The 23,022-nt window shown below is 63.5% G+C and carries 27 protein-coding genes; 16 read left to right on the forward strand and 11 right to left on the reverse strand.

Annotated features, from left to right (window positions below):
* The first annotated feature begins 23 nt into the window (after positions 1–23).
* Genes FKB36_RS10985 through hisB form a run of 4 tightly spaced genes read left to right on the forward strand, consistent with a single transcriptional unit; the run spans position 24 to position 3,453 of the window.
* Positions 24–1,226, forward strand: coding sequence for a methionine adenosyltransferase (locus tag FKB36_RS10985; RefSeq protein ID WP_261598118.1), 1,203 nt, complete (start codon positions 24–26; stop codon positions 1,224–1,226).
* Positions 1,227–1,258: 32 nt separating this feature from the next.
* Positions 1,259–2,161, forward strand: coding sequence for an ATP phosphoribosyltransferase (hisG, locus tag FKB36_RS10990; protein ID WP_261598119.1), 903 nt, complete (start codon positions 1,259–1,261; stop codon positions 2,159–2,161).
* A 4-nt stretch (positions 2,162–2,165) separates the two neighbouring features.
* The gene (gene hisA / locus FKB36_RS10995; protein WP_261598120.1) at positions 2,166–2,885 is read left to right on the forward strand and encodes a 1-(5-phosphoribosyl)-5-[(5-phosphoribosylamino)methylideneamino]imidazole-4-carboxamide isomerase; all 720 of its coding nucleotides are present in this window, start codon (positions 2,166–2,168) and stop codon (positions 2,883–2,885) included.
* The gene (hisB, locus tag FKB36_RS11000; RefSeq protein ID WP_261598121.1) at positions 2,872–3,453 is read left to right on the forward strand and encodes an imidazoleglycerol-phosphate dehydratase HisB; all 582 of its coding nucleotides are present in this window, start codon (positions 2,872–2,874) and stop codon (positions 3,451–3,453) included. The genes hisA and hisB overlap by 14 nt, the downstream gene beginning before the upstream one ends.
* Before the next feature lie 694 nt (positions 3,454–4,147).
* Here the strand turns inward: hisB and FKB36_RS11005 are convergent.
* The 3 genes from FKB36_RS11005 to FKB36_RS11015 form a co-directional block, all read right to left on the reverse strand.
* Complete coding sequence (locus FKB36_RS11005; RefSeq protein ID WP_011843678.1) at positions 4,148–4,354, reverse strand: histone family protein; 207 nt, start codon at positions 4,352–4,354, stop codon at positions 4,148–4,150.
* Between the two features lie 186 nt (positions 4,355–4,540).
* Positions 4,541–5,302, reverse strand: coding sequence for a methanogenesis marker protein Mmp4/MtxX (gene mtxX, locus FKB36_RS11010; RefSeq protein WP_261598122.1), 762 nt, complete (start codon positions 5,300–5,302; stop codon positions 4,541–4,543).
* Positions 5,293–6,303, reverse strand: a complete 1,011-nt coding sequence (locus tag FKB36_RS11015) for a methanogenesis marker 2 protein (protein WP_261598123.1) — start codon at positions 6,301–6,303, stop codon at positions 5,293–5,295. Before FKB36_RS11015 ends, mtxX begins: the two co-directional genes overlap by 10 nt.
* A 222-nt stretch (positions 6,304–6,525) precedes the next feature.
* Here FKB36_RS11015 and FKB36_RS11020 point away from each other — a divergent pair, with 222 nt between their 5' ends.
* A complete protein-coding gene (locus FKB36_RS11020) occupies positions 6,526–7,890 on the forward strand; it encodes a replication factor C large subunit (protein WP_261598124.1) in 1,365 nt (454 codons plus the stop codon).
* Positions 7,891–8,190: 300 nt separating this feature from the next.
* Here the strand turns inward: FKB36_RS11020 and FKB36_RS11025 are convergent, their stop codons facing one another.
* Positions 8,191–8,598 carry a UPF0146 family protein gene (locus FKB36_RS11025; RefSeq protein ID WP_261598125.1) on the reverse strand — a complete coding sequence of 136 codons (408 nt, stop codon included), beginning with the start codon at positions 8,596–8,598 and terminating at the stop codon, positions 8,191–8,193.
* A 17-nt stretch (positions 8,599–8,615) separates the two neighbouring features.
* On the opposite strand from FKB36_RS11025, the gene FKB36_RS11030 reads away from it, so the two are divergent.
* The 4 genes from FKB36_RS11030 to FKB36_RS11045 all read left to right on the forward strand — a co-directional run bounded on the left by FKB36_RS11030 (position 8,616) and on the right by FKB36_RS11045 (position 11,627).
* Positions 8,616–9,155 (forward strand): archaemetzincin family Zn-dependent metalloprotease, encoded by a 540-nt coding sequence (locus FKB36_RS11030; protein ID WP_261598126.1) that lies wholly within the window; start codon positions 8,616–8,618, stop codon positions 9,153–9,155.
* A 144-nt stretch (positions 9,156–9,299) separates the two neighbouring features.
* Entirely contained in the window at positions 9,300–9,842 is a 543-nt protein-coding gene (locus FKB36_RS11035; RefSeq protein WP_261598127.1) for a universal stress protein, read from the forward strand.
* Positions 9,843–9,852: 10 nt separating this feature from the next.
* Positions 9,853–11,175 carry an ArsB/NhaD family transporter gene (locus FKB36_RS11040; RefSeq protein ID WP_261598128.1) on the forward strand — a complete coding sequence of 441 codons (1,323 nt, stop codon included), beginning with the start codon at positions 9,853–9,855 and terminating at the stop codon, positions 11,173–11,175.
* A gap of 2 nt (positions 11,176–11,177) precedes the next feature.
* Positions 11,178–11,627: a universal stress protein gene (locus FKB36_RS11045; RefSeq protein WP_261598129.1), complete on the forward strand. Its 450-nt coding sequence runs from the start codon at positions 11,178–11,180 to the stop codon at positions 11,625–11,627.
* Positions 11,628–12,157: 530 nt separating this feature from the next.
* Here FKB36_RS11045 and budA read toward each other — a convergent pair.
* From budA to FKB36_RS11060, 3 genes are all read right to left on the reverse strand, one after another.
* Positions 12,158–12,982: an acetolactate decarboxylase gene (budA, locus tag FKB36_RS11050; protein ID WP_261598130.1), complete on the reverse strand. Its 825-nt coding sequence runs from the start codon at positions 12,980–12,982 to the stop codon at positions 12,158–12,160.
* Complete coding sequence (locus FKB36_RS11055) at positions 12,979–13,413, reverse strand: nucleoside deaminase (RefSeq protein ID WP_261598132.1); 435 nt, start codon at positions 13,411–13,413, stop codon at positions 12,979–12,981. Before FKB36_RS11055 ends, budA begins: the two co-directional genes overlap by 4 nt.
* 142 nt (positions 13,414–13,555) lie before the next feature.
* Complete coding sequence (locus FKB36_RS11060) at positions 13,556–14,098, reverse strand: HEAT repeat domain-containing protein (protein ID WP_261598133.1); 543 nt, start codon at positions 14,096–14,098, stop codon at positions 13,556–13,558.
* 102 nt (positions 14,099–14,200) lie between these two features.
* Between FKB36_RS11060 and FKB36_RS11065 the strand changes: the two genes are divergently transcribed.
* The gene (locus FKB36_RS11065; RefSeq protein ID WP_261598134.1) at positions 14,201–14,626 is read left to right on the forward strand and encodes a hypothetical protein; all 426 of its coding nucleotides are present in this window, start codon (positions 14,201–14,203) and stop codon (positions 14,624–14,626) included.
* 10 nt (positions 14,627–14,636) lie between these two features.
* Here FKB36_RS11065 and nadC read toward each other — a convergent pair whose 3' ends face one another.
* Genes nadC through nadX form a run of 3 tightly spaced genes read right to left on the reverse strand, consistent with a single transcriptional unit; the run spans position 14,637 to position 17,154 of the window.
* Positions 14,637–15,491, reverse strand: a complete 855-nt coding sequence (gene nadC / locus FKB36_RS11070) for a carboxylating nicotinate-nucleotide diphosphorylase (protein ID WP_261598135.1) — start codon at positions 15,489–15,491, stop codon at positions 14,637–14,639.
* Positions 15,492–15,496: 5 nt separating this feature from the next.
* The gene (nadA, locus tag FKB36_RS11075) at positions 15,497–16,393 is read right to left on the reverse strand and encodes a quinolinate synthase NadA (protein WP_261598136.1); all 897 of its coding nucleotides are present in this window, start codon (positions 16,391–16,393) and stop codon (positions 15,497–15,499) included.
* A 2-nt stretch (positions 16,394–16,395) separates the two neighbouring features.
* Positions 16,396–17,154 (reverse strand): aspartate dehydrogenase, encoded by a 759-nt coding sequence (gene nadX / locus FKB36_RS11080; RefSeq protein ID WP_261598137.1) that lies wholly within the window; start codon positions 17,152–17,154, stop codon positions 16,396–16,398.
* A 188-nt stretch (positions 17,155–17,342) separates the two neighbouring features.
* On the opposite strand from nadX, the gene FKB36_RS11085 reads away from it, so the two are divergent.
* The 6 genes from FKB36_RS11085 (at position 17,343) to FKB36_RS11110 (ending at position 22,129) form a co-directional block, all read left to right on the forward strand.
* Positions 17,343–18,545: a tRNA (N(6)-L-threonylcarbamoyladenosine(37)-C(2))-methylthiotransferase gene (locus FKB36_RS11085; RefSeq protein WP_390895712.1), complete on the forward strand. Its 1,203-nt coding sequence runs from the start codon at positions 17,343–17,345 to the stop codon at positions 18,543–18,545.
* Positions 18,546–18,588: 43 nt separating this feature from the next.
* Positions 18,589–19,032, forward strand: a complete 444-nt coding sequence (locus FKB36_RS11090; RefSeq protein WP_261598138.1) for a metal-dependent transcriptional regulator — start codon at positions 18,589–18,591, stop codon at positions 19,030–19,032.
* A gap of 70 nt (positions 19,033–19,102) precedes the next feature.
* Positions 19,103–19,978, forward strand: a complete 876-nt coding sequence (locus FKB36_RS11095) for a metal ABC transporter solute-binding protein, Zn/Mn family (protein WP_261598139.1) — start codon at positions 19,103–19,105, stop codon at positions 19,976–19,978.
* Positions 19,975–20,742: a metal ABC transporter ATP-binding protein gene (locus tag FKB36_RS11100; RefSeq protein ID WP_261598140.1), complete on the forward strand. Its 768-nt coding sequence runs from the start codon at positions 19,975–19,977 to the stop codon at positions 20,740–20,742. Before FKB36_RS11095 ends, FKB36_RS11100 begins: the two co-directional genes overlap by 4 nt.
* A 2-nt stretch (positions 20,743–20,744) precedes the next feature.
* Positions 20,745–21,554, forward strand: coding sequence for a metal ABC transporter permease (locus FKB36_RS11105; RefSeq protein ID WP_261598141.1), 810 nt, complete (start codon positions 20,745–20,747; stop codon positions 21,552–21,554).
* A 50-nt stretch (positions 21,555–21,604) separates the two neighbouring features.
* Positions 21,605–22,129 carry a hypothetical protein gene (locus FKB36_RS11110; RefSeq protein WP_261598142.1) on the forward strand — a complete coding sequence of 175 codons (525 nt, stop codon included), beginning with the start codon at positions 21,605–21,607 and terminating at the stop codon, positions 22,127–22,129.
* A 325-nt stretch (positions 22,130–22,454) separates the two neighbouring features.
* Here the strand turns inward: FKB36_RS11110 and FKB36_RS11115 are convergent, their stop codons facing one another.
* Complete coding sequence (locus FKB36_RS11115) at positions 22,455–22,907, reverse strand: hypothetical protein (RefSeq protein WP_261598143.1); 453 nt, start codon at positions 22,905–22,907, stop codon at positions 22,455–22,457.
* Positions 22,908–23,022 lie beyond the last annotated feature (115 nt).

Below are 23,022 nucleotides of genomic sequence, written 5' to 3' on the forward strand. Positions count from 1 at the left end.
ACTTTAGAACTACGGTGGATTTAATGACCAGGAACATCAGCGTAGAATGGCTTGACCAGATCCCGATCGAGAAGCAGCGGATTGAACTGGTGGAGAGGAAGTGCCTCGGCCACCCGGACAGCCTCGCGGACGGCATCGCGGAGTCGATCAGCAGGGCACTCAGCAGGTCGTACCTGGAAGAGTGCGGCAGCGTCCTGCACCACAACACCGACCAGGGCGAGGTCGTTGCAGGAGAGTCGATCCCGAAGTTCGGCGGCGGCCGGATCACGAGACCGATCTACTTCCTCATATCGGGCCGGGCCACGAAGACGTTCAACGGCATAAACATCCCCGCCGATGCGATCGCCGTCGAGGCTGCACGCGACTACATCAAAGAGATCCTCCCCACCATCAACATGAACCGCGATATCATCGTCGATTGCCGGATGGGAAACGGATCGACCGATCTGCAGGATGTCTTCCGGTCATGCGAGGGGAAGGTTCCGCGGGCGAACGACACCTCGTTCGGGGTCGGGCACGCGCCGTTCAGCGAGGCGGAGAGCATTGTTAAGGGCGTCGCAGCATACATCGACGACACCCTCCGCCCGAAGTACCCCGTCATCGGCCAGGACTGCAAGATCATGTGCCTGCGTGACGGCGATGCCGTCACCCTCACCGTCGCGATGGCGTTCGTGGACCGCTACTGCTCGAGCATCGCCGAGTACGTCGAGCAGAAGAACTTCCTGACGGAGCAGATCGCGGCGGTCGCAAAACAGTTCACCAGAAGGACGGTCAACGTCGCGATCAACACCGCCGACGACCTCGAGGCCGGCAGCGTCTTCCTGACGGTCTCGGGTACCTCCGCCGAGATGGGCGACGACGGCTCGGTCGGCCGCGGCAACCGCGCGAACGGGCTGATCACCCCGAACCGCCCGATGAGCATGGAAGCGACGAGCGGCAAGAACCCGATCAACCACATCGGCAAACTCTACAACCTCCTCGCGACGCAGGTTGCGCAGGACTGCGTCGCGAAGGTCGACGGGATCGAGGAGATGTACGTCCGCATGGTCTCCCGGATCGGCTACCCGATCGACCAGCCGCACGTGGCAAGCGCCCAGATCCTCACGAAACCGGGCTATGACATCAACTCCATAAAACCCGATGTCGAGTCGATCATCGACGAATGGCTGGAGAAGACCCCCGCCATCACCGAGAAGGTTATCAGGGGAGAACTCTCTACATTCTAAACCTTCTAACATTTTTGGAGTTGTTCTGACCCATGAGTAAACCGTCACCCCGGCAGCCCGTGCCCGGACCCGGGCTCGTTCGCCTTGCCATCCCGAACAAAGGAAGGATTGCCGGGCCCATCAACGAACTGATCGAGAAGAGCGGCCTCCACCTGGCCGAAGGCGGGAGCGATCGGAGGCTGATCACCCGGACCCGCGACCCGAACGTGGAGATCCTCTTCGCCCGCCCGATCGACATACCGGAGTACGTGGCGAGCGGCGTCGCCGATCTCGGTATCACCGGGAAGGATATGGTGATGGAGCGGGGCTCGGTGGTCGAAGAGGTCCTCGACCTGCAGACCGGGAAAGCCACGCTCGTCGTCGCCGTGCCGGAGGAGTCGGACGTCGAGACCGTCGCCGACCTTGCAGGTGCAAAGGTGGCGACCGAGTTCCCGGCGATCACCCGCGCGTTCTTCGACCGGCATAACGTTGCCGTCACGATCGTGACCGTCGGTGGGGCATGCGAGGCGACGCCGCACCTCGGGATCGCCGACGCCATCGTCGACCTCTCCTCCTCGGGGACAACCCTCCGGACGAACCACCTCCGCGTCATCGACGAGGTGCTGACCTCCACGACCGTCCTGGTGGCGAACCCCGCCTCGCTCACGGCCAAGCGGGAGAAGATCGACGAGCTCGTCCTCGCTCTCGAGAGCGTCATCCGCGCGAAGGGACAGTGCTACCTGATGATGAACGTCCACCGAAGCGCCCTTGCGGACGTACGGGAGGTCTTGCCCGGCCTCTCCGGCCCGACGGTGATGGAGGTGGCATCCGACCAGAACCTGGTTGCCGTTCACGCCGTCGTGAAAGAGGAGCGGGTCTATCAACTGATCAACCAGGTAAAACGCGCCGGCGCAAAAGACATATTAGTCATGCCCATCGAACGGATCATACGCTGAGAAGATGGAGATCTATCCTGCAGTTGATATCCTGGACGGGCGGTGCGTGCAGCTGGTGCAGGGTCGGCCGGAGGCGGCGACGGTCTACGGAGAACCGGCCGCCTGGGCGCACCGGTGGCTCGATGAGGGAGCGGACGGCCTTCACGTCGTCAACCTCGACGGGGCGTTCGGCCGGGCGCAGAAGAACGCCGACCTGATCCGGAAGTTCACCCGCGAGACGGAGACGTTCGTCGAACTCGGCGGCGGCATCAGGAGCGTGGAGGATGCCGCGGGGTGGCTCGACGCCGGGATCGACCGGGTGATCGTCTCGACCCAGGCCGTCCGGGAGCCGGAGATCGTCCGGACGCTTGCCGACGAGTTCGGCGGCGAGCGGGTGATGGCGGGTATCGATGCCCGGGCCGGCGAGGTGATGATCGAAGGGTGGGAGCGCCCGGCAGGGAGTTATCTCGTCTGGGCGGAGCGGTTCGAAGGCCTCGGCGCAGGATCGCTCCTCTATACGAACGTGGACGTGGAGGGGCTCCAGCAGGGGATCGCCATCGAACCCGTGAAGGAACTCCTCCGCCGGGTGAAGGTTCCGGTCGTCGTCTCGGGTGGGATATCGAGTTCCGGGGACGTCGCGGCGCTCCGAGAAGCCGGAGCGGCGGCGGCGGTCCTCGGGTCCGCCCTCTACGCCGGGAAAGTACGGCTTCCGGAAGTCATGGAGGCAGCGCATGCGAACGAGTGAGATCCACCGCGCGACACGGGAGACCGATATCAGGCTCTCCCTCGACCTCGACGGAACCGGGGCGGGAACCATCGAGACCGGGGTGCCGTTCTTCGACCACATGCTGACTTCGTTTGCCCGGCACGGGCGGCTCGATCTCTCAATCCGCGCGACCGGCGACCTCGCCGTGGACGCCCACCACACCGTCGAGGATATCGGGATCGTCCTCGGGACGGCCCTTGCCGAAGCGGTCGGAGACGGGAGAGGGATCACCCGGTTCGCCGACGCCGCCGTCCCGATGGACGAGGCGCTTGCCCGGGTGGCGCTCGACGTAGGCGGCCGGGGTTACCTCGTCTTCGAGGGCGGCTTCTCGCCGGTGGGGCCGGGCGGCATCCCCGGCGACCTCATCGAGCACTTCTTCTACAGCCTCTGCACCAACGCCGGGATCACCGCCCACATCGCGGTCACGGGCAGCAACGACCACCACATCTGTGAAGCGGCGTTCAAGGCGTTTGCACGGGCGCTCCGGGCAGCCGTGGCGGTCGATCCCTCGATAGGCGACGTGCCGAGCACCAAAGGGACACTGTGAGCCCCGAAAACGGTAATTTTTTGTCAGTGGTGCGTTGCACCCGATTGTTGGCTCTCGCGGGGCTGTGAGGGGCGCGGTTTTGCTCTATCAGGAAAGGGGAGCGCGGGTGGGAGTTACGAAAAGATCCGTGTGGGGTAGAGGCAGGAGAGGGGGGATGCTCCGCCCCTCCCCCAATGGCGATACCCCCCACTGCATGGGGAGATGCTAAAAAGTGTGGTGTGTGCCCCGAGACACGGCTTCCCACCGGCTATCACCATGACTGCCCCCGCCCCTTGTGGGCGGGGGAGGAGCGCGAAGCGCGGGCGGGGTGGGGGCTACAGTCACCCCGGGAGGTAGAGACAGGGAAAGGGGAGACCCACTCCCCGAGGGCGGCATCCGCCACGCACTACCCTGGATCCGGCCCGCCTTCCTGAAGTGGAGCGCCTCGCCCGCGAGCGCTGTAACGGCTCATAGAACCTCCACGGTGCAGCAGACGTAAAAACCCCCGATATGTCGGGACAACCGGGCTGGAATCGCCGCTGTGAGCGTCTGACACACATCTGCGATCTGTCTGCCGGGCCGGGAGGAGCAGAACGCCGTCAGGGGCATCTCCGGGAAGGAGAATCATCCGAGCGTTCGGCATGTATGCTGCCGGAGTGAGATGTGAAAAGGGGCCCGTAAGAACCCCGGTAAAGAGAAGGAAAGATAGGTCGACTTACGCGGACTTAACCGCGAGGTCGACATCTTCCGCCTTGATCGTCTTGCGTCCCGCGTGCTGGGCAAGCCTGTTGGCTTCCTTGGTCAGCTCGGCGATGTACGCCTCAGCCTTGGTAACCAGTGCGGCAGCGGCATCGCTCCCGACTCTCTCAGCACCATTCTTCTTTGCGATACGTACAACCGCAGCAATAGGTAGATCTGCCATAATCTCATTCCACCTCTAAAAAGAGGTGTCTCAGTTAATATTTAAACGTTTCGGGATTATCTCGGGAATTTGCGTTTCTCTTTCCCATTGAGGGTGTGTCTGGACAGGGCACCCCGATAATCGGCAGGTAACGGTGCCGATTGGAATAACGGACTTTAGAACCCCAATTGATAATCAGAGGCATAATCAGGGACTTTCCGATTGCGCCAGAGATTTCGCGAGAATTATCGCATTGGTATAATCTGCAGAGGCGCGCGACGTATCCACGAAAATTCTATCGATATTTACCACTGGAGCACCATGCCCCGCCCCGGCTCCGAGGAACGTGAGTGTCCGAAAGATCAGGTTCCCGGAGATCCCGTCGGGAGCCACGACCATCCCGTACCTTCCCACCGCCTCCTCGATCAGGATCTCGGTGTGCTCCGCCCCGGTCAGGCGTGCAACGAGTTCGGCATCCGCCATCGTCCGGTCGACGGCCGGGTGCCGCCCGAGATCCCCGAGCCGTCCTCCCGAGAGGACCGCCACCCCCTCCGGGAGCCCGAACCTTCGGGCGATGTCCCGGCCGGTTCGAGCGAACCGCACCTTCTCCTCGACCGTCCAGCCCTCGTCGACCCCGACCGGGGCGAGGAGGAAGAGATGCCCGTCGGCGGCCTCGAGGAGGGCAATCCGCTCCAGGTGATCGACACCTGCCGCCTGCTTGAGCGCCTTCAGCGTCGAAGAGGCGGGGAGAGTGCCCCTGACGGCGGCATCGATCCTGCCGGCATAGAGCGCTTCGATGAGGGCGATCTGCGGCTCCTCGGACTCGACGACCGTAACTGAATCAGGAAACGAGCCGGCGGTTCCCGGCGGGGAAAAAAGGATGAGATCGACCTCCCGGCCGACCGCCCGGACGGTCGAGAGGATCTTCGCGTCGGGGGACGCCGCACCAAGCCCGACCGTTACCGGCATGCCCCTCCGTCCGAAAAGATCCCCATGATACCGTCCTGGTCGAGATCAAAGACCTGCGTCTCCCGGCCCAGGTACCTGACGGAGAGCCTCCCAGTTCCGTCAACCTCCCCGATGGCGGTGGCGGTGATCCCGACGTCGTCAAACCGGCGGCAGACCTCCTCCACGTTCTCCGGCCTGACGGTCAGGATGAACCCCATGCCGGGATACATGCGCACCCACTGTTCAAAGGGGAGACCGAGGGCGGAGAGGTCCGGTCGGGGTATCGCCTCAAGGTCGATCACCGCGCCCTTTCCGCTCACCTCAAGGAGCATGCCGAGGGTTCCGATGACGCCCGGGTTGCTGATGTCCTTGCCGGCCGTCACCAGGCGCTCTTTTCCCAGGTCCTCCATCACCCTGATCTGAGCCCGCACCGTCTCCGCCGACTTCATGGTGACCGAGTCCCAGTTGAAGCTGCATGACGGGTGCACCCGGCCATCGAGGTCAATCGCCGCGACGACCACGTCCCCTTCCTCTGCCGTGTTCGAGAAGATGAGCTGGTCCATCCTGGCCGTCCCGAGGATCGCCAGATCCACAACGCTGTAGGGCGTCTCCGGATGGAGATGCCCGCCCACGATCGGGACGCCGAACTGTGCGGACGCCGTGACCATGCCCCGGGTCACCTCGTCGCGGATATGGTCGTTCGTGGCAGAGAGGACATCGACCATCGCAACCGGCCTTCCGCCCATGGCGGCGATGTCGTGAACGTTCACGAGCACGGCGCAGTACCCCGCCCAGAACGGGTCCGCCTCCATTAACCTGCTCCAGATACCATCCGCCGCAAGAAGCAGCGCGTCCTCTGCATTATGCCGGATGACCGCGGCATCCTCACCGAACGAAGCGATAACGTCGGGGCTCTCTATCCGGAGAGACCGGATCATATCCCCGATCTCCCTCTTCCGGGTGACGCCTTCGTATTCCCTGACGGCCCGTGCTACCGTATCGGTGGAGCAATCCTTCACCACAAGAACACCAACACTCCACGTTTCTTTATGGTATTCTGCCTCATCAAAGATAATGTATTTGATTCACCGGTATTATGCACTCTGTTCCCTGAACCGATCAAGGAGAGAACGGTCGGCATGTATCCGGCCGGGATGACATGGCTCCCCTGCGGCGCGCCCTCCCGGTCCTTCTGCACCCGCACCGGGGTGGCATTTTTGATGCCCCGCGTCGAATAGTCTGGTATGGACTGGGTGGAGAAGTACAGGCCGCAACATCTCCAGGACATCGTGGGGAACTCCGGTGCCGTCAGGCAGATATTCGAGTGGGCGCGGGACTGGTCGCGGCAGAAGAAACCGCTCATCCTGTACGGAAAACCCGGCACCGGCAAGACCTCGAGTGCGCATGCCCTCGCGAACGACATGAACTGGGAGGTCGTGGAACTGAACGCCTCCGACCAGCGGACGAAAGCGGCCCTCGAGAAGGTGGCGGGTTCGGGCTCCACCACGGCAAGCCTCTCCGGCGCGAGCCGAAAACTCATCCTGCTGGACGAGGCCGACAACCTGCACGGGCAGGCCGATCGGGGAGGGGCGAAGGCGATCATGGAGATCATCGCGGCGGCGCAGCAGCCGATCATCCTGATCGCAAACGACTACTACTCCCTCACGAGAGAGCTCAAGGCGGTCACGGAACCGGTGCAGTTCCGGGCGCTCCAGGCCCGCTCGATCGTCCCCCGCCTCCGCCAGATCTGCGCCGCGGAAGGCGTGACATGCGATCCCGCCGCGCTCGACGAGATCGCGAACCGGGCCGACGGCGATATGCGAGCCGCGGTGAACATGCTCTACGCCGCGGCCATCGGGAAGGAGCACCTCACGGCGGGCGACGTCCACACCTCCACAAAGGACGAGCGCTTGACCATCTTCGAACTCGTCGGAGCGGTCTATAAGGGGAGGAGGGATGCCGACCTGCTCCGCATGGCGGTGGAGGTCGAGGACACCCCCGACACTGTCGAGCAGTGGCTCGAGGGGAACCTCGAACACATGCCGGATCTCGCCTCTCTCGCAAAAGGCTACGCCAGCCTCGCGAGGGCGGACGAGTATATCGGCCGGACGTACCGGCGGCAGTACTACACCCTCTGGCGCTACGCAAACGCGGTGATGCTCCTCGGCGTCGCCGACGCCGCCGGCGGGCACGGCGTCCGCGGCCGCATCATGCCGCCGGCGCGCTGGCAGAAGATGGGTGCGTCGAAGAAGCAGAAGGCGGTCCGGGCAGGGCTCTCCCGGAAACTCAGCGAGATGACGCATATCCCTGAGGATGCGCTGCGGGAAGACTTCTTCACCGCGATCAGCATCCTCGTCGAGCAGGACCCCGAAAAATACGTCCGCGGGTTCGAGCTCGACGCCGACGAACTGACTCTCTTCATCCACGACAAAGCCCGGGCGACGAAGATCGTCAAAGACGTGGCAAAGGAGGAGAAGGAGAGGGCAAAGAAGGCCGCCGCCGGAGAGAAGGCGGCCCGAAAGACCAGGAAGTCCCGGGACGACGACCCTCCCGCCGATACCGGAGAATCGCGGCGGGACCCGCCCCCGGGCCAGGCGACGCTCTTCTAGAACACCAGATCATCATATTTTTGAAGAATTTGGCGCGTGCGGCTCTCCACCTGTGGGGATGACAGATATCCTGAACAGGAAGAGATACGGGAAGGCCATACCCCCGAGCCCCCATCCCCCAATGGCGGATATTCTCACAGTCCAGTGCATGGTGAGATTCTGGAGAAGGATAGTTCGCCGGCTTGCTCCCAGAACACGGCTTTCCCGTGGCAACGCCCGGGCACTGCCCCCGCCCACGAGGGGCGGGGGAGGAGGCCGAAGGCCGGGCGGGGTGGGGGCTATCGGAAGAGACATACAGGCCTACATACCCCGGCGGTGGTAGCAGTGAAGGAGAACCGGGCCGCAGTCCACGATCTCGCCGCCACCCCCGTAGATCTCGCATCCCAGGTGGTAGACCAGGAGATCGCTGTCGATCCGGTCGGCAAGCGCGATCAGCGGCGGGACCATCTCCACGCCGGGCCTCACCGCGTAGATCAGGTCCGCGCCCTCATACAGTCGGATGTCCGGTTCAAAGACATCGTCGGTCACCACAGTAAGCCCGTCGTGCCGGATCCCCGGCCTGACGTCGGTGCAGAGCATCAGGGCACCGGCGGCCCTGATCAGCCTTGCGGCCTCGGGGTTGTTGCCGATACCCACCTCCACGGCCCGCCGGTAACGGCCGGCGATATATTCCCCGATACTCCGTTCAATACGTTTATAGTGACACATTACCCAGAGATTAGGTAATGGGCATCAATATTCTTTGGGACCCTCAGGCACCGGGAGGTATCGAACTCCCGGTCATCAGGATGATCGCGATGATCCTCGAAAGAGATCCCGTACTCGTCGAATACCCGTTCCTCATCGACGGCTACGACCGGAACCGCGACCAGCACGATGCTCAAAAGATCCTGGACCGCCTGCAGGACACCCTCACGCGCAGATACGATATCGACGGCCCCCTGCTGCTCGTCACCTCCCGCGATCTCTACGCCAATGGATTCGACTTCGTCTTCGGCCTCGCGAGACCGGCATGCGGCGTCGCCGTCGTCTCGACCGCCCGTCTCGGCAACGACTACTATGACCGGACGCCGGACGACACCGACCTCGTCGACCGGACTGCCAAAGAAGGCGCGCACGAACTCGGGCACCTCCTCGGACTCGACCACTGTCCCGACCCCGAGTGCGTCATGTTCCGGCCGAAGACCCTGGACGAACTGGACCGGAAGAAGAAAAGGCTCTGCCCGGCCTGTCGGGAGGCGCTCGCGTCTTTAGGCGAGCGATGACGGCAAACCCGGTGCGCCACAAGGCCGGTTCCGACTGCCGGCAAATCACGCCAGGGGAGCGCCTTCCGGCAAATCGAGAGTAAGCGGGCGCGGAATCGGCCAAACAAAAGTATTAAACCAGCGCGCCGGGATACCTAGATCACAATGGGATACTCTTCTTCCTTGATCCAGCGAAAGTTCAAAGATATCGTCGGGAAGCGGTACGACTCGGTCCTGAAGGATTACAGCGAGTTCCTGCTGACCGACGAAGAGATGGTCGTTCCTGAGATCCGGTCGATCCTGGTGCCGCTCGACTCCTTCGTTCACGACATCGGTGACGAAGCAATCGACGTCTTCTCTGCCTACGACGCCACAATATCGCTCGCCTACATAACCGACGCCGGGGTGATCGACCTCCTCAAACAGACGCTCGGCCATGAGTCGGCGGAGGAGTTCCGGGCAAAGAAGGAAGAGTACGGCCAGAGACTCCTCGAACGGACTGCAGCAAAACTCGAAGAGCGTGGGTTTTCAACCCAGACGCGGATGTTTGTCGGACACAAAGGCGACGACGTTGCCCGGATGGCAAAGAACCATGACATGGTTGCGCTCTGCCGCAGTTACGCCGACGGGGAGTCGACCGGCGACTCGGTGAGCCCGATCGTTCTGCGCCTCTGCCAGCGGGTCCAGACCCCCGCGCTCATATACTGAAGGGTGCACAGTGGATACGGTTGCACTGATCGCGGTAGCGGTCTTCCTCTTCACCTACGCGCTCATCATCGACGAACGGATCCACCGGGCGGTCGCCGCCATGCTCGGTGCGGCGATCGTGGTCTTCATCGGGATCGTCCCCTGGGATGCGCTCCTCGAGCACATCGACTTCGGAACGATCTTCCTGCTCATCGGGATGATGATCATCGTCAACACCGCACGCGGCAGCGGCCTCTTCGAGTACATCGCGATACGGACAGCGAAACTCGCGGGTGGGAGCCCGATACGGGTCCTCATCCTCTTTGCGATCGTGACCGCGGTGGTGAGCGCGTTCCTCGACAACGTCACCACCGTCCTCCTCCTCACGCCGATGCTCCTCTACGTCGCGAAGGTGATGGAACTCAACCCCATTCCGTTCCTGGTGACGGAGATCTTTGCCTCCAACATCGGCGGGGCCGCAACACTCATCGGCGACCCGCCGAACATCATGATCGGTTCGGCCGCCGGCCTCTCCTTCAACGAGTTCCTGATTCATCTCGGCCCCATCATGGTGATCAATATGGTGATCCTCCTCGGGATGATGTACCTCATCTACGGTCGCTCGATGAAGGTGAACCCCGAAGAACAGAAGGAGATGGTCAAGACGCTCAACGGTCTCGACGAGCGGGCGGCGATCACCGACCGGTCGCTCTTCTATAAATCGGTGACCGTCATCCTCTTCGTGGTCCTCCTCTTCTTCGTCCACGACCAGATCGGAGCAATCCTGCACACGGTCCTGCCGTTCGTCGACCCGGCGATGGGCCTTGAGCCTGCAGAGGTGGCCCTCATCGGTGCTGCGATCCTCCTCGTCTGGAGCAGGCAACCGCCTGAGGAGATACTCGAGAAGATCGAGTGGCCGGCCCTCTTCTTCTTCGGAGGGCTCTTTGTCATCGTCGGTGCTCTCGTCGAGACCGGCGTCATTGCAGGCATCGCCTCGGTCATGATCGAGAACATCGGTTCGACCGGAGAGGCGATATTCATCGTGACCTGGTTTGCCGCCATCGCATCGGCGATCTTGGACAACATCCCCCTGACCGCGGCGATGATACCGCTTATCCAGAGCATGGGGTCGACGATGGACGTCTACCCGCTCTGGTGGGCACTCGCCCTCGGTGCGTGTCTCGGCGGGAACGGGACTGCCATCGGGGCGTCGGCAAACGTGGTCGTCATCGGTATCGCTGAGCGCGAGGGGTTCCACATCTCCTTCGTCGAGTTCCTGAAGGTGGGGATGCTCGTGCTCTTCGTGACGGTGGCGGTTGGGTTTGGAATACTCTGGCTGAAATTTGTGGTGTGATCATGAAGATACTCGTGCTTATCGATGGTTCGAAGTGGAGCCAGAAAGCGGCTCTGCATGCGATTGAAGTGGCAAAGCGGAAGAACGCCGAGGTAGTCCTCTTCTCGGTGCTGGATATCGTGGAAGCCAAAGCGATGGCGTTCAACTTCTGCACCCAGAGCGGCATCTGCGCCCAGCTGAAGGATTATGAAGGCCGGATCTGGGAAGACATGCACAAAGATATCCAGGACGAGCAGAACAGCCTTCTTTCCCGCTACAAGGGCGAGAAGATCCAGTGCTCCGCAAAGGTCGTGGAAGGGCGTGTCAGGGACGAGGTCATCAGGGAGGCAAACTCCGGCGGATACAGCCTGGTCGTCATGGGCACGTTCGGCAGAAGCGGGAAGAACCGGGTCAGCGCTCTGCTCGAACAGATCGGCGGTGCGGTCAGACCGCCGCTGCTCGTCGTCCGGTAAGCCGTCCTCTTTTTCAGCCCGGGCGGCCGGGACAGCCGGAGCGGTTTGCTGGCGGTTGCCTCTCGTTGTTATCGTGAGGGGGCCCTCACCGCGAGTCGCCTCCCCCAATGGTAATACCCCCACGGTCCACTACGATGGGGATACCGGAGAAGAACCTTGCACGGCTTTTAACCGGGCATCGCCACGCACTGCCCCCGCCCCTGGGGGCGGGGGAGGAGCGCGGGCGGGGTGGGGCTACAGGTATCCAAGATGGGGAGAGACAGGGGAGGGGGGATGCCCCCGCGGGCCGCCTCCCCCAATGGCGATACCCCCAGTCCACTGCATGGGGAGATGCCGGAGGAGGGTGGAGGTCCGGCTCACACCGCGAGCCAGATGGAGTGGGGGTTCCAGATACCCCGGATAGGTAGGAACAGGAGAAGGGGTGTCCTCCTCCCGACCGGGACGTCTCAGACAGGCCCCGCCATCAATACCGCACGCGAGACCGCGGGATCTCGCAAAAGCGCGCCATAAAAAAAGGGTTCTTCCCGGATCTACTCAACCCTTTCAAGGTCTTCCGAGAGGTCTCCTGAGAGGTCGACCGTCCAGAAGTCGCCCCCGGACGGGAGCGCCATGGTGAAGTTCGCCGTGGTGTCGACCTGCACGGTGCCCTCCGCCAGGATCATGTCGAGCACATGGCCGCCGGCGGTCCGGTCGTCGGTGATGAAGTGAAGGTGGTAGCCGGGGACATTGACCCCTTCCGCCAGTGCCGGCGTCCAGAACCCGACGGCGGTTCCGGTGATGTTCTCAAACGTAAAGACCGTCTGGTTTGCCGTCACATCGACGAGCCGCGGGTAAGGCTTCTCCTGGGCGGGCACGCTCCGGGTCACCATATGCGAGAAGGTGCCGTCCACCCTGATCGCGTAGAAGAGGTTCTCTGAAGGAAACTCCGACTCCACACGGTTCTGGAGAGCGGTCAGGTTCATCGGTTCATCGATCACGACCGAAACGTCCTGATCGAAGAAGGTCGCGGCCGCAAACGGTGTCGTCGCGTTCCCGGAAACCGGGTAGGCCCGACCATCGACCCGGATCAGGTACCACTCGCCGTCGATGCCGATCAGCTCCCCATCGAGCCGGTCGCCGCACCCGATCCCGAAGTCCCCGTGCCTCGCGAGCTCGTCAAACGTCATGCTCCCGTCATAGGTGCCCTGGAGGAGCGCATCGATCGTCGAGACCTGAAAGAGTGTATCCCTATCTCCGGACGCGGGAACGGCCGGGAGAGGAGCGACCGCAAGACCGATCAAGACCCCGGCGATGAGGCAGGCGACGGCAACGGCGGTGTAGCGGAAGAACGTGTCCCCGGCCATAAACCGCCTCACAACTCCCCGATATCCTCGTACCAGAGGTCGGGATGCTCCGCGATGAACGTGCCCATCATCTCCTTGCAGACGTCGAGATCGAGATCCAGCACCTCGACTCCGTGCGACTCAAGGAACTCCCGCGCCCCCGCGAAGTTCTTCGACTCCCCCGCCACGACCTTCCCGATCCCGAACTGGACGGCAGCCCCCGCACAGAGGTAGCAGGGCATCAGCGTCGAGTAGAGCGTGCATCCCGCGTAGCTGCGGACCCGTCCGGCGTCCCTCAGGCAGTCGATCTCGGCGTGGAGAACGGGATCGTCATCCTGGACCCGGCGGTTCCGGCCCCGCCCAATGATCCGGCCGTCGCAGACCAGCACCGAGCCAATGGGTATTCCGCCCTCCCTCAGGCCCGTTTCCGCCTCCTCAACGGCGCACTTCATGAATATGTCCATGTCCATCTCCTTCTGGGCGCTCAGCCAGGCATATAAACCGATTGCAACACCCTATCAGATATAAGAAGACGTTCCTGGATAATAAACGCATACAAAACGCGACCGCCAGCAGGGGAGGACCGGACTGAGAGCCGCACCCTCTTCAGACGCTCGGTATCTCCCGCTCGGTTCCGATCTCGTCGAGCGCCTGCCGCCCGGCAACCCTGACATCGCGGTCGGCATCCCCGAGAAGGCGCAAAAGTGGTTCCCGGGCCCGCGGGTTGCCTATCCGGCCGAGCGCCCAGGCCGCCATCCTCCGGACCCGGGGTTTCGTGTCGTCGAGTAACCGGATCAACGGTTCGACCGCCCGGGGATCGCCGATCTTCCCGAGCGCCCAGGCCGCCCCCACCCGGACCCAGGGGCTGTCGTCCTCCAGGCTCCGTATCAACGGGAGGACGGGTTCGCGCCCATCGATGAGCCCGAGTGCCTTCGCCGCCTTCCACCGGACATCGACGTACTCGTCCTCCAGCGCTTCGATGAGCGGCTGTACCGCGCGACTGTCGCCGAGTTCCCCGAGCGCGTCAGCAGCCCGCCACCGTTCGTTGAGATCCCCCGACCCGAGCATCGAGAGATACCTATGGAGTCTCTCCTCCCTCTCAAGGCCTTCGGTCTCTCTCCCCGGCACCGGGGGATCCCTCCCTGCCATGGGCCACCTCACGCCCATCTGGGGCCGGTCGGGTATAAGGTTTTGCCCCGGAAGATGCTCACAACGGGTGCATTTTTCTACTCTCCCTGCCTTCACCATAGTATGGAGAGTCCGACGGTTAAACCGGAGGGTACGGCGTTTCCCCCGGACCTGGAACGTCTCGGCATCGTTGCCGGAGCGAAGATCGATATCAGAGACCTCGATAAAATGGGACGGCGCCACAACTTCCAGGTCTTCCTCTACTTCGAGGAGGATCTGGCGAGAGATTCCACGCTCCAGGAGGACCTGCAGAAATACGGCGATGTTTCCGAAACGGAACGCCCGTTCGTCGACCTGAACGAATTCCTCCGGTTCGCCGCCGAGCAGGACCCCCTCTTCACCCGGCAACTGAACGAGCTCCCGCTGATCATCGAGATCGTGGCCTACGGAGAACACAGGACAGAGAAGGGCAAAACCAGACCGTATGTCAAAGGGCTGATGCCGTTCCTGGACGAGCTCACGATGGAGGAACCCGGGACCGCATCTTAAACCCCTCTTTTCACGGAAGCCTGACGATACCCGCACCCTTCAGGATATCCAGGCTGACGTCGAAGTTCCTGACCGTATGGGTGAGGGCACCCATGCTGATGATATCGATCCCGGTCGCGGCATACCGGGCAAGGGCGCCGCCGGCGACACCCCCCGAGACCTCGAGGGTGACACGTTCGCGAAGACCGCGGGCCGCCAGCGCCCCGACCGTCTCCCTGACGGCTTCCGGCGACATGTTGTCGAGAAGGACGACATCGGCACCGGCAGCCGCAGCCTCGACGGCGTCCTGTGCCGTCTCCACCTCCACCTCGACCGCCCGATAGCGGCTCCGCGCCTTTGCCTTCCGGATCGCCTCGGCGAGCGGCACCAGCGCGAGGTGGTTGTCCTTGATCAGGACCATGTCCGAGAGAGAGTACCGGTGCGGATCGCCCCCGCCGAGGACCACCGCCTTTTTGTCGAGCATCCGGAGCCCCGGAGCGGTTTTCCGGGTCGCGGCAACCCGGACGTCGGGAGAGACCGCCCGGACGGCCTCGACCGCCTCCTGGGTCCGGGTTGCGATCCCGCTCATCCGCCCGATGATGTTGAGCGCCGTCCGCTCCACGAGGAGGACGGCCCTCGCGGGGCCGTCGAGTTCGAGAAGAGTCTCCCCGGGGGCAACCGCCCTGCCGTCGGGGATGCGCTGGCGCACCGTGACCCCGAAGTGCTCAAAGAGCGCCCGTGCTTCCTCGAGGCCGGCGACGGTTCCCGTATCCTTCGCCCGGATCACCGCCCGGCAGGCGACGTCGGGAACGACCGCCTCGGAGGTGGCGTCGCCCCACGGCGCATCCTCGCGGATGAACCGGAGCAGGTCGTCGATCGGGATCATCCGCATCACGCTCCGACGGCGATCATCCGCTCGATCGCCCGCCGCGCCCGGTCCATGACGTCCGGCGGGAGGACGACCTCGTGCTCCCCGGACTCGAGCGCCCGGCGGAGATCGGGAAGAGAGATCTTCTTCATATCCGCGCAGACGGCCTCCGGTTTCTCGTAAAAGACCCTTCCGGGGTAGAGCACCCGCAGGCGGGAGGCCATCTCCCGCTCGGTGAAGACCCACCAGGGCTCATCCCCGCCGGCCGCGGCGTCCCGGACCATGCCCCCCGTGGAGGCTATCCGGTCGGCCCGCTCCTGAACCTCCGGCGGGCATTCAGGGTGGCAGACGATTGTGCCGCCTTTCTTCCGGGCCGCCTCGACGTCGGCGAGCGTGAACCCCGCGTGGACGTAGCAGTGGCCGCCGGGTGGGAGGGGGATGATCGTCTTTTCGGGGAGTTCACGCTGGACGTATCCCGCGAGGTTTGCGTCCGGCCCAAAGAGGATCGTGTCGTTTGAGAGCGATTGGACGATCCGAACCGCGTTTGCCGAGGTGCAGGTGACGTCGGCAAGCGCCTTGCTCTCCGCCGTGCTGTTGACGTAGACTACCACGGCCGCGTCGGGGTGCCGCCGGCGTGCCTCCCGGATCATATCCGGGGTCAGGAAATCGGCAAGCGGGCATCCTGCGTCCTCAACCGGGATGACCACCTTCCGATCGGGGTTGAGGATCTTTGCCGTCTCGGCCATGAACCGGACACCGCAGACGACGATCAGGTCGGCCGCGGTCTCCTTCGCCTTCACCGCGAGCTCGAGGCTGTCGCCCACCACGTCGGCGAGCGCCTGGATCTCCAGAGGCTGGTAGTTATGTGCCATGACGACTGCGTTCTTTTGGGCCTTGAGCGCACGAATCTCCTTTTCCATTGTTACGTACCAACCACCAGGGGGTTCTCGAGGTTCTTTAAGAGCGTCAGTATCGAGAGTGCCGCCATATAACTCGTCGCCGGGTTACCGGGGCTCGGGACGTTCCTGACCCGGACGTAGATGTCCCCGAAGTCTCCCTCGACGAATATCTCGTGTGTGTTCCTCTCCGCCGCAGGATCGACCCAGAGTTCCACATCGGCGTCCCTGCCGGCAGCGAGTCCCAGCGCTACCGCGACGTTGATGTTTTTGGGGTATTGCTTTATACACTCGTGTGCCAGCCCCTTAAATATCTCGGTCGGGGCTTCGGCGGTCATCCCGAGCGACGCGGGAGGTTTCGTCGTCCGCAGGAGGAGTTGCCGCGGCGGCGAGATCTGACCGACCTTGAGGTTGTCGAGGCCGATGATGGCTCCGCTCGGGATGCGGATCTTCTTTCCCATCTCCCGTGCGACCTCGACGAGGTGCTCGCGGAACTCGTCGTCCGCGAGAGCTCCCGCGGAGAGCACGGCGATGTCCCGCCCAGACCGGAGGACGGCCTCGCCATATATCCTGACGGCGTCGACCGAGGCGGCTTCCACGACGATCGAGAAGTCGTCCTGCATGAAGGCGTCGAAGTCCGTGTACGGCTGGGCATGGCAGAGTGCCGCGAGTTCCTCCGCCCGCCCGGGGATGATATCGAAGACGGCCGTGACCTGGATGCTCTCGGCATTTGTGGCGATGATATGCCCGACGTTGCCGCATCCCAGCAACCCTATTTTAATCATCGGATAAAGAAGTTGTAATGTCAGCGGTTAAGTATTGTGCTCAGGCCGAGACCGGCCGGAAGGGGTGAAAAGTATCCTCCGACCGATAGGGGCAACCACACCGCCGGGAACCCGGGCCGGCCGCCGACCGCGCGCAAGGAGAGTCGATCGCCATCACGTTTGAGGAACTGCGAGGAAGACGGGTCTACATCGAGACCTACGGGTGCACCTACAACCATGCCGACAGTCAGAGGCTCGCGGCGATACTGGAGGGGCTCGGCTGCACCATGACCGAACGGCCGGAGGAGGCGGACGCCGTCATCGTCAATACCTGCACGGTGATCGGCGCGACCGAACGAAAGATGCTCCGGCGCCTCGCTCTATTCGCCGACCGCGACCTCTACGTGACCGGGTGCATGCCGCTCGTCCAGATGGAGAGGATCCGTTCGGTCTGCACGCCGCACGTCATCCATCCGGACGAGATCCACGAACGTGCCGGCAGCGTCGGCACCCGGGGGCCGGGGGCGACCGGCGTGGTGCAGGTGGCAAGCGGGTGCGTCGGCCGGTGCAGTTACTGCATCACCCGGCTCGCCCGGGGGCGGCTTATAAGTGCACCGCGCGAGGCGATCGTCGACGCCGTCCGGGCTCTCGTCGCCTCGGGCGCCTATGAGATCCAGCTGACCGGGCAGGACGTGGCGGCGTGGGGGCTTGACCGCGGCGAGTCGCTCCCCGGGTTGCTGCAGGAGATAGCGAAGATCCCCGGGAGGTTCGCCGTCAGGCCGGGGATGATGCACCCGGCCACGGTGCTCGGGATTCTTGAGCCCCTCGTCGAGGCCTACAAGAGCGAGAAGATCTTCCGGTTCCTCCACCTCCCCGTCCAATCGGGCTCCGATACCGTCCTCGAGCGGATGCAGCGCGACTACACCGCTGCCGACGTCGTCAGGATCGTCGATACGTTCCGGGAACGCTACCCGGATATGATGATCTCCTCCGACTTCATCACCGGCTTTCCCGGGGAGACGGATGAGGAGTTTTCACAGACGCTTGCTCTCCTCCGGAGGGCGGCGTTCGTGAAGGTGAACATCACCCGCTACTCCCGGCGGCCGGGCACGCCCGCCGCGGCCTTAAAAGACCTCCCCGAACGGATACGAAAAGATCGCTCCCGCGCACTTCTTGCCGAAGCAAACCGGATCTACGATGCCTACAACGAGCGCTGGGTCGGGCGGGAGACACCGGTCGTCGCGACCGAGAAGAACGCGCCGGGCTCGACCGTCTGCCGCAATCCCTGCTACCTCAACGTCGTCGTAGAAGGGGACCTGCCGTTCGGGTTTGCCGGGCGGGCGGTGATAACCGGGAACCATCGGCACTACGTCGCCGCCGAACTGATCCCGCCCGGGGACGAGAAAGTTTAGCCCCGGCGAAACTTTTTCTTCCGGCAGGACATACCCTCTCCCCATGCAGGGGATCACCGGCCAGGAACTCTCCTCGAAGAAGGCGGAATACCTCAAATACATCCACATGCAGGGCGACGTCGTGAAGACGACCGAGATCGCCGCCCACTTCTCCGTCGCGCCCTCGACGGTGACGAAAGCGCTCACGGAGATTGCAAAAGCGGGATACATTGAGCATACGCCCTACCACGGGGTGAGGCTCACGCTAACCGGTGCCGAGTATGCCCGGTTCCTGATCCGCCGCCACCGGCTCGTCGCCCTGGTGCTCAGCCGTCACGGGCTCGAGCCCGAAGAGGCTTGCAGAGAGGCAGGGAAGATCGAGCAGTGCTTCTCGAAGGACCTCACCGACAGGATGTGCACGTCGCTCGGGCACCCGATGATGAGCGTCTGCGGGGAGATCGAGCACGATCATTGCTGTTGCAGAACTCCCGGCGGAGACCGCAGGTGACGGCGGAGCACCTCCGCCCCTGTGCAAAAGTTTAGACAGATACCAAACCCAGAAGGGGAGAACGATGGGGATGCAGAAGAGTCTCGTTGCAGCCGTATTCACCGTCCTTTTGCTCGTAGCAGCCACGGCGGGATGCACCGGCACCGACCGGCAGGACACCGGGGAGGTCGTCGTCGCGGTCACCATACCGCCCGAAGAAGAGTTCGTCGAGAGGGTGGGGGGCGATCATGTCCGGGTGATCCTGCTGGTGCCGCCGGGGGCCGACCCGCACACCTACGAACCCCCGCCGGGGGTTCTCGCCGAAGTCGCAAGGGCGGATATGCATGCCGCGGTCGGTTCGGGGATCGAGTTCGAACTCGCCTGGCGGGACAAGATCGCCGCCCTGAACCCGGAGATGCTGGTCGTCGACTGTTCGCGCGGCGTCGACCTGATCAGGGCCGGTGACGGCGAAGATGGGGGAGCCGACCCCCATATCTGGACGTCCCCAAGAAACGCGAAGGTCATGGTCGAGGAGATCCGCGAGGGGCTCATAGCGGTCGACCCGGATAACGCCGAAGACTACCGCCGGAACGCCGACGTCTACCTCGGGGAACTCGACGCCCTTGACGCGGAGATCGCCGGTGCGCTCGCTCGATCGGGGGTGAAGACGGTCATGGTCTACCACTCGTCGTGGGCCTACCTTGCCCGGGACTACGGCTTTGCTGAAGTGCCGATCGAGAGCGAAGGAAAGGAACCCTCGCCGCAGAGGATAGAGCACCTCATCAGGCAGGCGGAGGAGGAGCATATCAGGGTGATATTCGCGTCGCCCGAGCACTCCACCCGGAACGCCGAGGTGATCGCGGACGCGGTCGGGGGCAGGGTGGTGACGGTGAGCCCGCTCGAAAAGGCTTACATCGCGAACATGCGGCACGTGGCCTCGGCGTTTGCAGAGAGCGGCAGACCATGACCGCTCCCGTGATCGAGGTCGAGGACGTCTGGGTCAGGCTGCGCGGCCATACCGTCCTCGAAGAGGTGAACGTCGCCGTCTATCCGGACGACTTCTACGCGATCATCGGGCCGAACGGCGGCGGGAAGACAACGCTTCTGAAGGTGATCCTCGGCCTCCTTCGCCCCACCCGTGGCACAGTCAGGATCCTCGGCGAAACGGGGGGGGCGGCGAGGAGGAAGATCGGCTACGTTCCGCAGTTTCGGACGTTCGACTTCGAGTATCCCATCACCGTGCAGGAGATGGTTCTCTCCGGCCGCCTCGGCCACATCACCCGAATCCCGCGGCGCTACGACGAGGAAGACCACACCAGGGCACAGGAGGCTCTCGAGACGATGGGCATCGCCGGTCTCGCCGACCGGCAGATCCGGAACCTCTCCGGCGGAGAGCAGCAGCGGGCGATCATCGCCAGGGCGCTCGTCGGCGACCCGAAGGTGCTCCTCCTCGACGAGCCGACGGTCTACGTGGACGCCCCGACGGCGGCGCAGTTCTACCATATCCTTGATTGGCTCCGCAGACAGATGGCGATCGTCCTCGTGACCCACGACATCGGGGTGATCCCGGAGCACGTGACCCGGGTCGCCTGCCTGAACCGGCGCCTCTATACGCACGACACGAACGAGATCACGCCGGATATGATCGAGGCCGCATACCACTGCCCGGTCGATCTCATCGCCCACGGGATCCCGCACCGGGTCTTCTCCGAGCACGTAGAGGAGGAGTGAGTATGTTCGAGGTGCTCGGGCTCGAGTTCTTCAGGAACGCCCTCATCGCCGGGGTGCTCGCGAGCATCGCCTGCGGCATCATCGGCACCTACGTCGTGGTGCGGCGGATGGTCTCGGTCAGCGGCGGCATCTCCCACGCGGCCTTCGGCGGGATCGGGCTTGGCTACTTCCTCGGGATAGACCCGCTCCTCGGCGCCGCCGCCTTCACCGTGGCGACGGCGCTCGGGATGGGCGCGCTTCAGCTCCGCGCCCGGCAGCAGATGGACACCATCATCGGCGCGGTCTGGGCGGCGGGGATGGCCATCGGGATCCTCTTCGTCTACCTGACACCGGGATTCGCCCCCGACCTCTTCTCCTACCTCTTCGGAAACATCCTCCTCGTCCCAGGGGGAGACATCCTGCTGATGGGGGTGCTCGTCGTCATCATCGTCGCCGTCGTGGCCCTCCTCTACCGGGAGTTCCAGGCGGTCACGTTCGACCCGGACTACGCGACGGTCATGAACCTCCCGGTGGAGCGGCTCTCGCTCCTCCTCCTCGTGCTCGTCGCGCTCACGGTGGTGATGCTGATCCGGGTGGTGGGGATCATCCTCGTGATCGCGCTCCTGACGCTCCCCGCGGCGATCAGCCGCCTCTACACCACCCGCATCTGGAGCATGATGCTCCTCGCGGTCGCCCTCGGCATCGCCTTCACCCTGACGGGGATAGGGCTCTCCTACATCGCGAACGTCCCCTCGGGCGCGACGATCATCCTGGTGAGCACGCTCGCGTATGCGGGCGCCCTCGGGGTCGAACGCCTTCGCCAGGACGATTAGCAGGACAAACCGGTGCGCTTATGCTCGTATACGCAAGAGGTGAGTGAACAATGGATCCGACCATCGAAGAGGGATACGCCCGCCTCCTCGAGACTCTTGAGGAACTGCAGGCGAAGAAGGAAGAATCGGCCTCGGAACTCCGGGGCAGCATGGGTGCCCTTCTTGCGCGGATGGCCGTCGATACGGCGCCGGTCGTGAAACAGATCGGGCTTGAGATGCTCCGGCGCGCAAAGAGGGAGGCGTCGGGAGACCTCTACGACCAGGAGTTCTACGGGAAGAAGATGATCGTTCTCGGGAAAGGCGACCCGCTCCCTTACCGCCCCGACGACCCAAGCATGCCCGTCGATGCGCAGATCTGCGTCCTCGACGAAGACGGAGCCTTCCACGAACTGATGTACACGAACACCGAGATCCGGACGGACTCCTACCTTGCGCCGCTCGCGCCGGATGAGGCGTTCGATATCTACGGTTACGACCTCGTCTTCATGCTCTACCGGGCGCTCTACGAGTACGCAGAGAAGGACGAGGAACTGACGGCCGCGCTCGCGCGGACGCTCGAGTATCTGGGATCCTAAAAACACTTCTTTTGAAAGCGCCCGATGTAGGGAGTGCCGGGGTTAACGGGCCGTCCTGGGGTTTTGACCACGGCATGCGTGTTGTCATAAAAGGACAGGCAGGACTCGATTAAAAGCCCGGTGCAGTGGACCGTGGGAGATCACCTTGAGGGGGTGGCGATATCCAATGGAAATCCGTGCACAGGTTCGTGGTGTCCCTATGAGCAATCGGCGGGGCACCCCGAGGCTTCGGCGGCAGGCTTCGGTACCCACAGGACATAGTGGGGCGGCCGGCAGAGGCAGGCCACCGTTATCAACATGCTGTTCTCCCCCACTACCTAATCCTTCACCGGCGCCCGAAGATGGGGATGAGCGGTTCGGTAGGATCGCGCCCGGCCCCGAGCGCCGTGACCGGATACGAGCGCCGGAACTCCTGGCCTTCGGTATTCTCGTAGGTGACGACCGCTTTTGCCTCCGAGACCATCGACGCCAGGCTGAACCGGGACTTCTCGTCCGGGTCGAGCGAGGCGACCTCGAACTCGATGTCGAGCGGGACGAGGGCGACATGGATCTTCTGCGCCCTCGCAGTCCCGGTATTGATGACGGTGATCTCCCGCGCATTCTCCGAGAGCTCCGCGATGACGAGCGGGTAGTTCGCCGTATCTCCCATGATATGGAAGATCATCAGGAGAGCGATCACGAAGACGAGGGCGATAAGGGCGAAGATAGGCTCGATGAAGAGCAGTCCAAGCGTGACGAGGGCGGCGGCCGCGAGGACAATCTTCTGGTTCTTTTCCATAATAACGGATTGACCTTCCGGAGATTATAAGAGTAGGTTTTGTGTGCGGGATGTATCCGGGTGCCGTGCCCGGCCTTCGGCCGATGGGAAGGCCAGTACAGTTCTCTTCCGGGAT

The sequence above is a fragment of the Methanoculleus formosensis genome, assembly GCF_025384765.1.
In the GTDB taxonomy this organism is placed as follows: Archaea; Halobacteriota; Methanomicrobia; order Methanomicrobiales; family Methanoculleaceae; genus Methanoculleus; species Methanoculleus formosensis.

What these genes read in the sequence shown, in the direction of transcription:
- FKB36_RS11055 (WP_261598132.1), bottom strand. Translation starts at nt 13,413, where the DNA reads ATGGACATATTCATGAAGTGCGCCGTTGAGGAGGCGGAAACGGGCCTG.
- FKB36_RS11110 (WP_261598142.1), top strand. Translation starts at nt 21,605, where the DNA reads ATGGATCCGACCATCGAAGAGGGATACGCCCGCCTCCTCGAGACTCTT.
- hisA (WP_261598120.1), top strand. Translation starts at nt 2,166, where the DNA reads ATGGAGATCTATCCTGCAGTTGATATCCTGGACGGGCGGTGCGTGCAG.
- FKB36_RS11105 (WP_261598141.1), top strand. Translation starts at nt 20,745, where the DNA reads ATGTTCGAGGTGCTCGGGCTCGAGTTCTTCAGGAACGCCCTCATCGCC.
- FKB36_RS11025 (WP_261598125.1), bottom strand. Translation starts at nt 8,598, where the DNA reads ATGTGTCACTATAAACGTATTGAACGGAGTATCGGGGAATATATCGCC.
- hisG (WP_261598119.1), top strand. Translation starts at nt 1,259, where the DNA reads ATGAGTAAACCGTCACCCCGGCAGCCCGTGCCCGGACCCGGGCTCGTT.
- FKB36_RS11020 (WP_261598124.1), top strand. Translation starts at nt 6,526, where the DNA reads ATGGACTGGGTGGAGAAGTACAGGCCGCAACATCTCCAGGACATCGTG.
- FKB36_RS10985 (WP_261598118.1), top strand. Translation starts at nt 24, where the DNA reads ATGACCAGGAACATCAGCGTAGAATGGCTTGACCAGATCCCGATCGAG.
- nadX (WP_261598137.1), bottom strand. Translation starts at nt 17,154, where the DNA reads ATGATTAAAATAGGGTTGCTGGGATGCGGCAACGTCGGGCATATCATC.
- FKB36_RS11090 (WP_261598138.1), top strand. Translation starts at nt 18,589, where the DNA reads ATGCAGGGGATCACCGGCCAGGAACTCTCCTCGAAGAAGGCGGAATAC.
- FKB36_RS11035 (WP_261598127.1), top strand. Translation starts at nt 9,300, where the DNA reads ATGGGATACTCTTCTTCCTTGATCCAGCGAAAGTTCAAAGATATCGTC.
- FKB36_RS11115 (WP_261598143.1), bottom strand. Translation starts at nt 22,907, where the DNA reads ATGGAAAAGAACCAGAAGATTGTCCTCGCGGCCGCCGCCCTCGTCACG.
- nadA (WP_261598136.1), bottom strand. Translation starts at nt 16,393, where the DNA reads ATGGAAAAGGAGATTCGTGCGCTCAAGGCCCAAAAGAACGCAGTCGTC.
- hisB (WP_261598121.1), top strand. Translation starts at nt 2,872, where the DNA reads ATGCGAACGAGTGAGATCCACCGCGCGACACGGGAGACCGATATCAGG.
- FKB36_RS11045 (WP_261598129.1), top strand. Translation starts at nt 11,178, where the DNA reads ATGAAGATACTCGTGCTTATCGATGGTTCGAAGTGGAGCCAGAAAGCG.
- FKB36_RS11005 (WP_011843678.1), bottom strand. Translation starts at nt 4,354, where the DNA reads ATGGCAGATCTACCTATTGCTGCGGTTGTACGTATCGCAAAGAAGAAT.
- mtxX (WP_261598122.1), bottom strand. Translation starts at nt 5,302, where the DNA reads ATGCCGGTAACGGTCGGGCTTGGTGCGGCGTCCCCCGACGCGAAGATC.
- FKB36_RS11065 (WP_261598134.1), top strand. Translation starts at nt 14,201, where the DNA reads ATGGAGAGTCCGACGGTTAAACCGGAGGGTACGGCGTTTCCCCCGGAC.
- nadC (WP_261598135.1), bottom strand. Translation starts at nt 15,491, where the DNA reads ATGATCCCGATCGACGACCTGCTCCGGTTCATCCGCGAGGATGCGCCG.
- FKB36_RS11060 (WP_261598133.1), bottom strand. Translation starts at nt 14,098, where the DNA reads ATGGCAGGGAGGGATCCCCCGGTGCCGGGGAGAGAGACCGAAGGCCTT.
- FKB36_RS11095 (WP_261598139.1), top strand. Translation starts at nt 19,103, where the DNA reads ATGCAGAAGAGTCTCGTTGCAGCCGTATTCACCGTCCTTTTGCTCGTA.
- FKB36_RS11100 (WP_261598140.1), top strand. Translation starts at nt 19,975, where the DNA reads ATGACCGCTCCCGTGATCGAGGTCGAGGACGTCTGGGTCAGGCTGCGC.
- FKB36_RS11030 (WP_261598126.1), top strand. Translation starts at nt 8,616, where the DNA reads ATGGGCATCAATATTCTTTGGGACCCTCAGGCACCGGGAGGTATCGAA.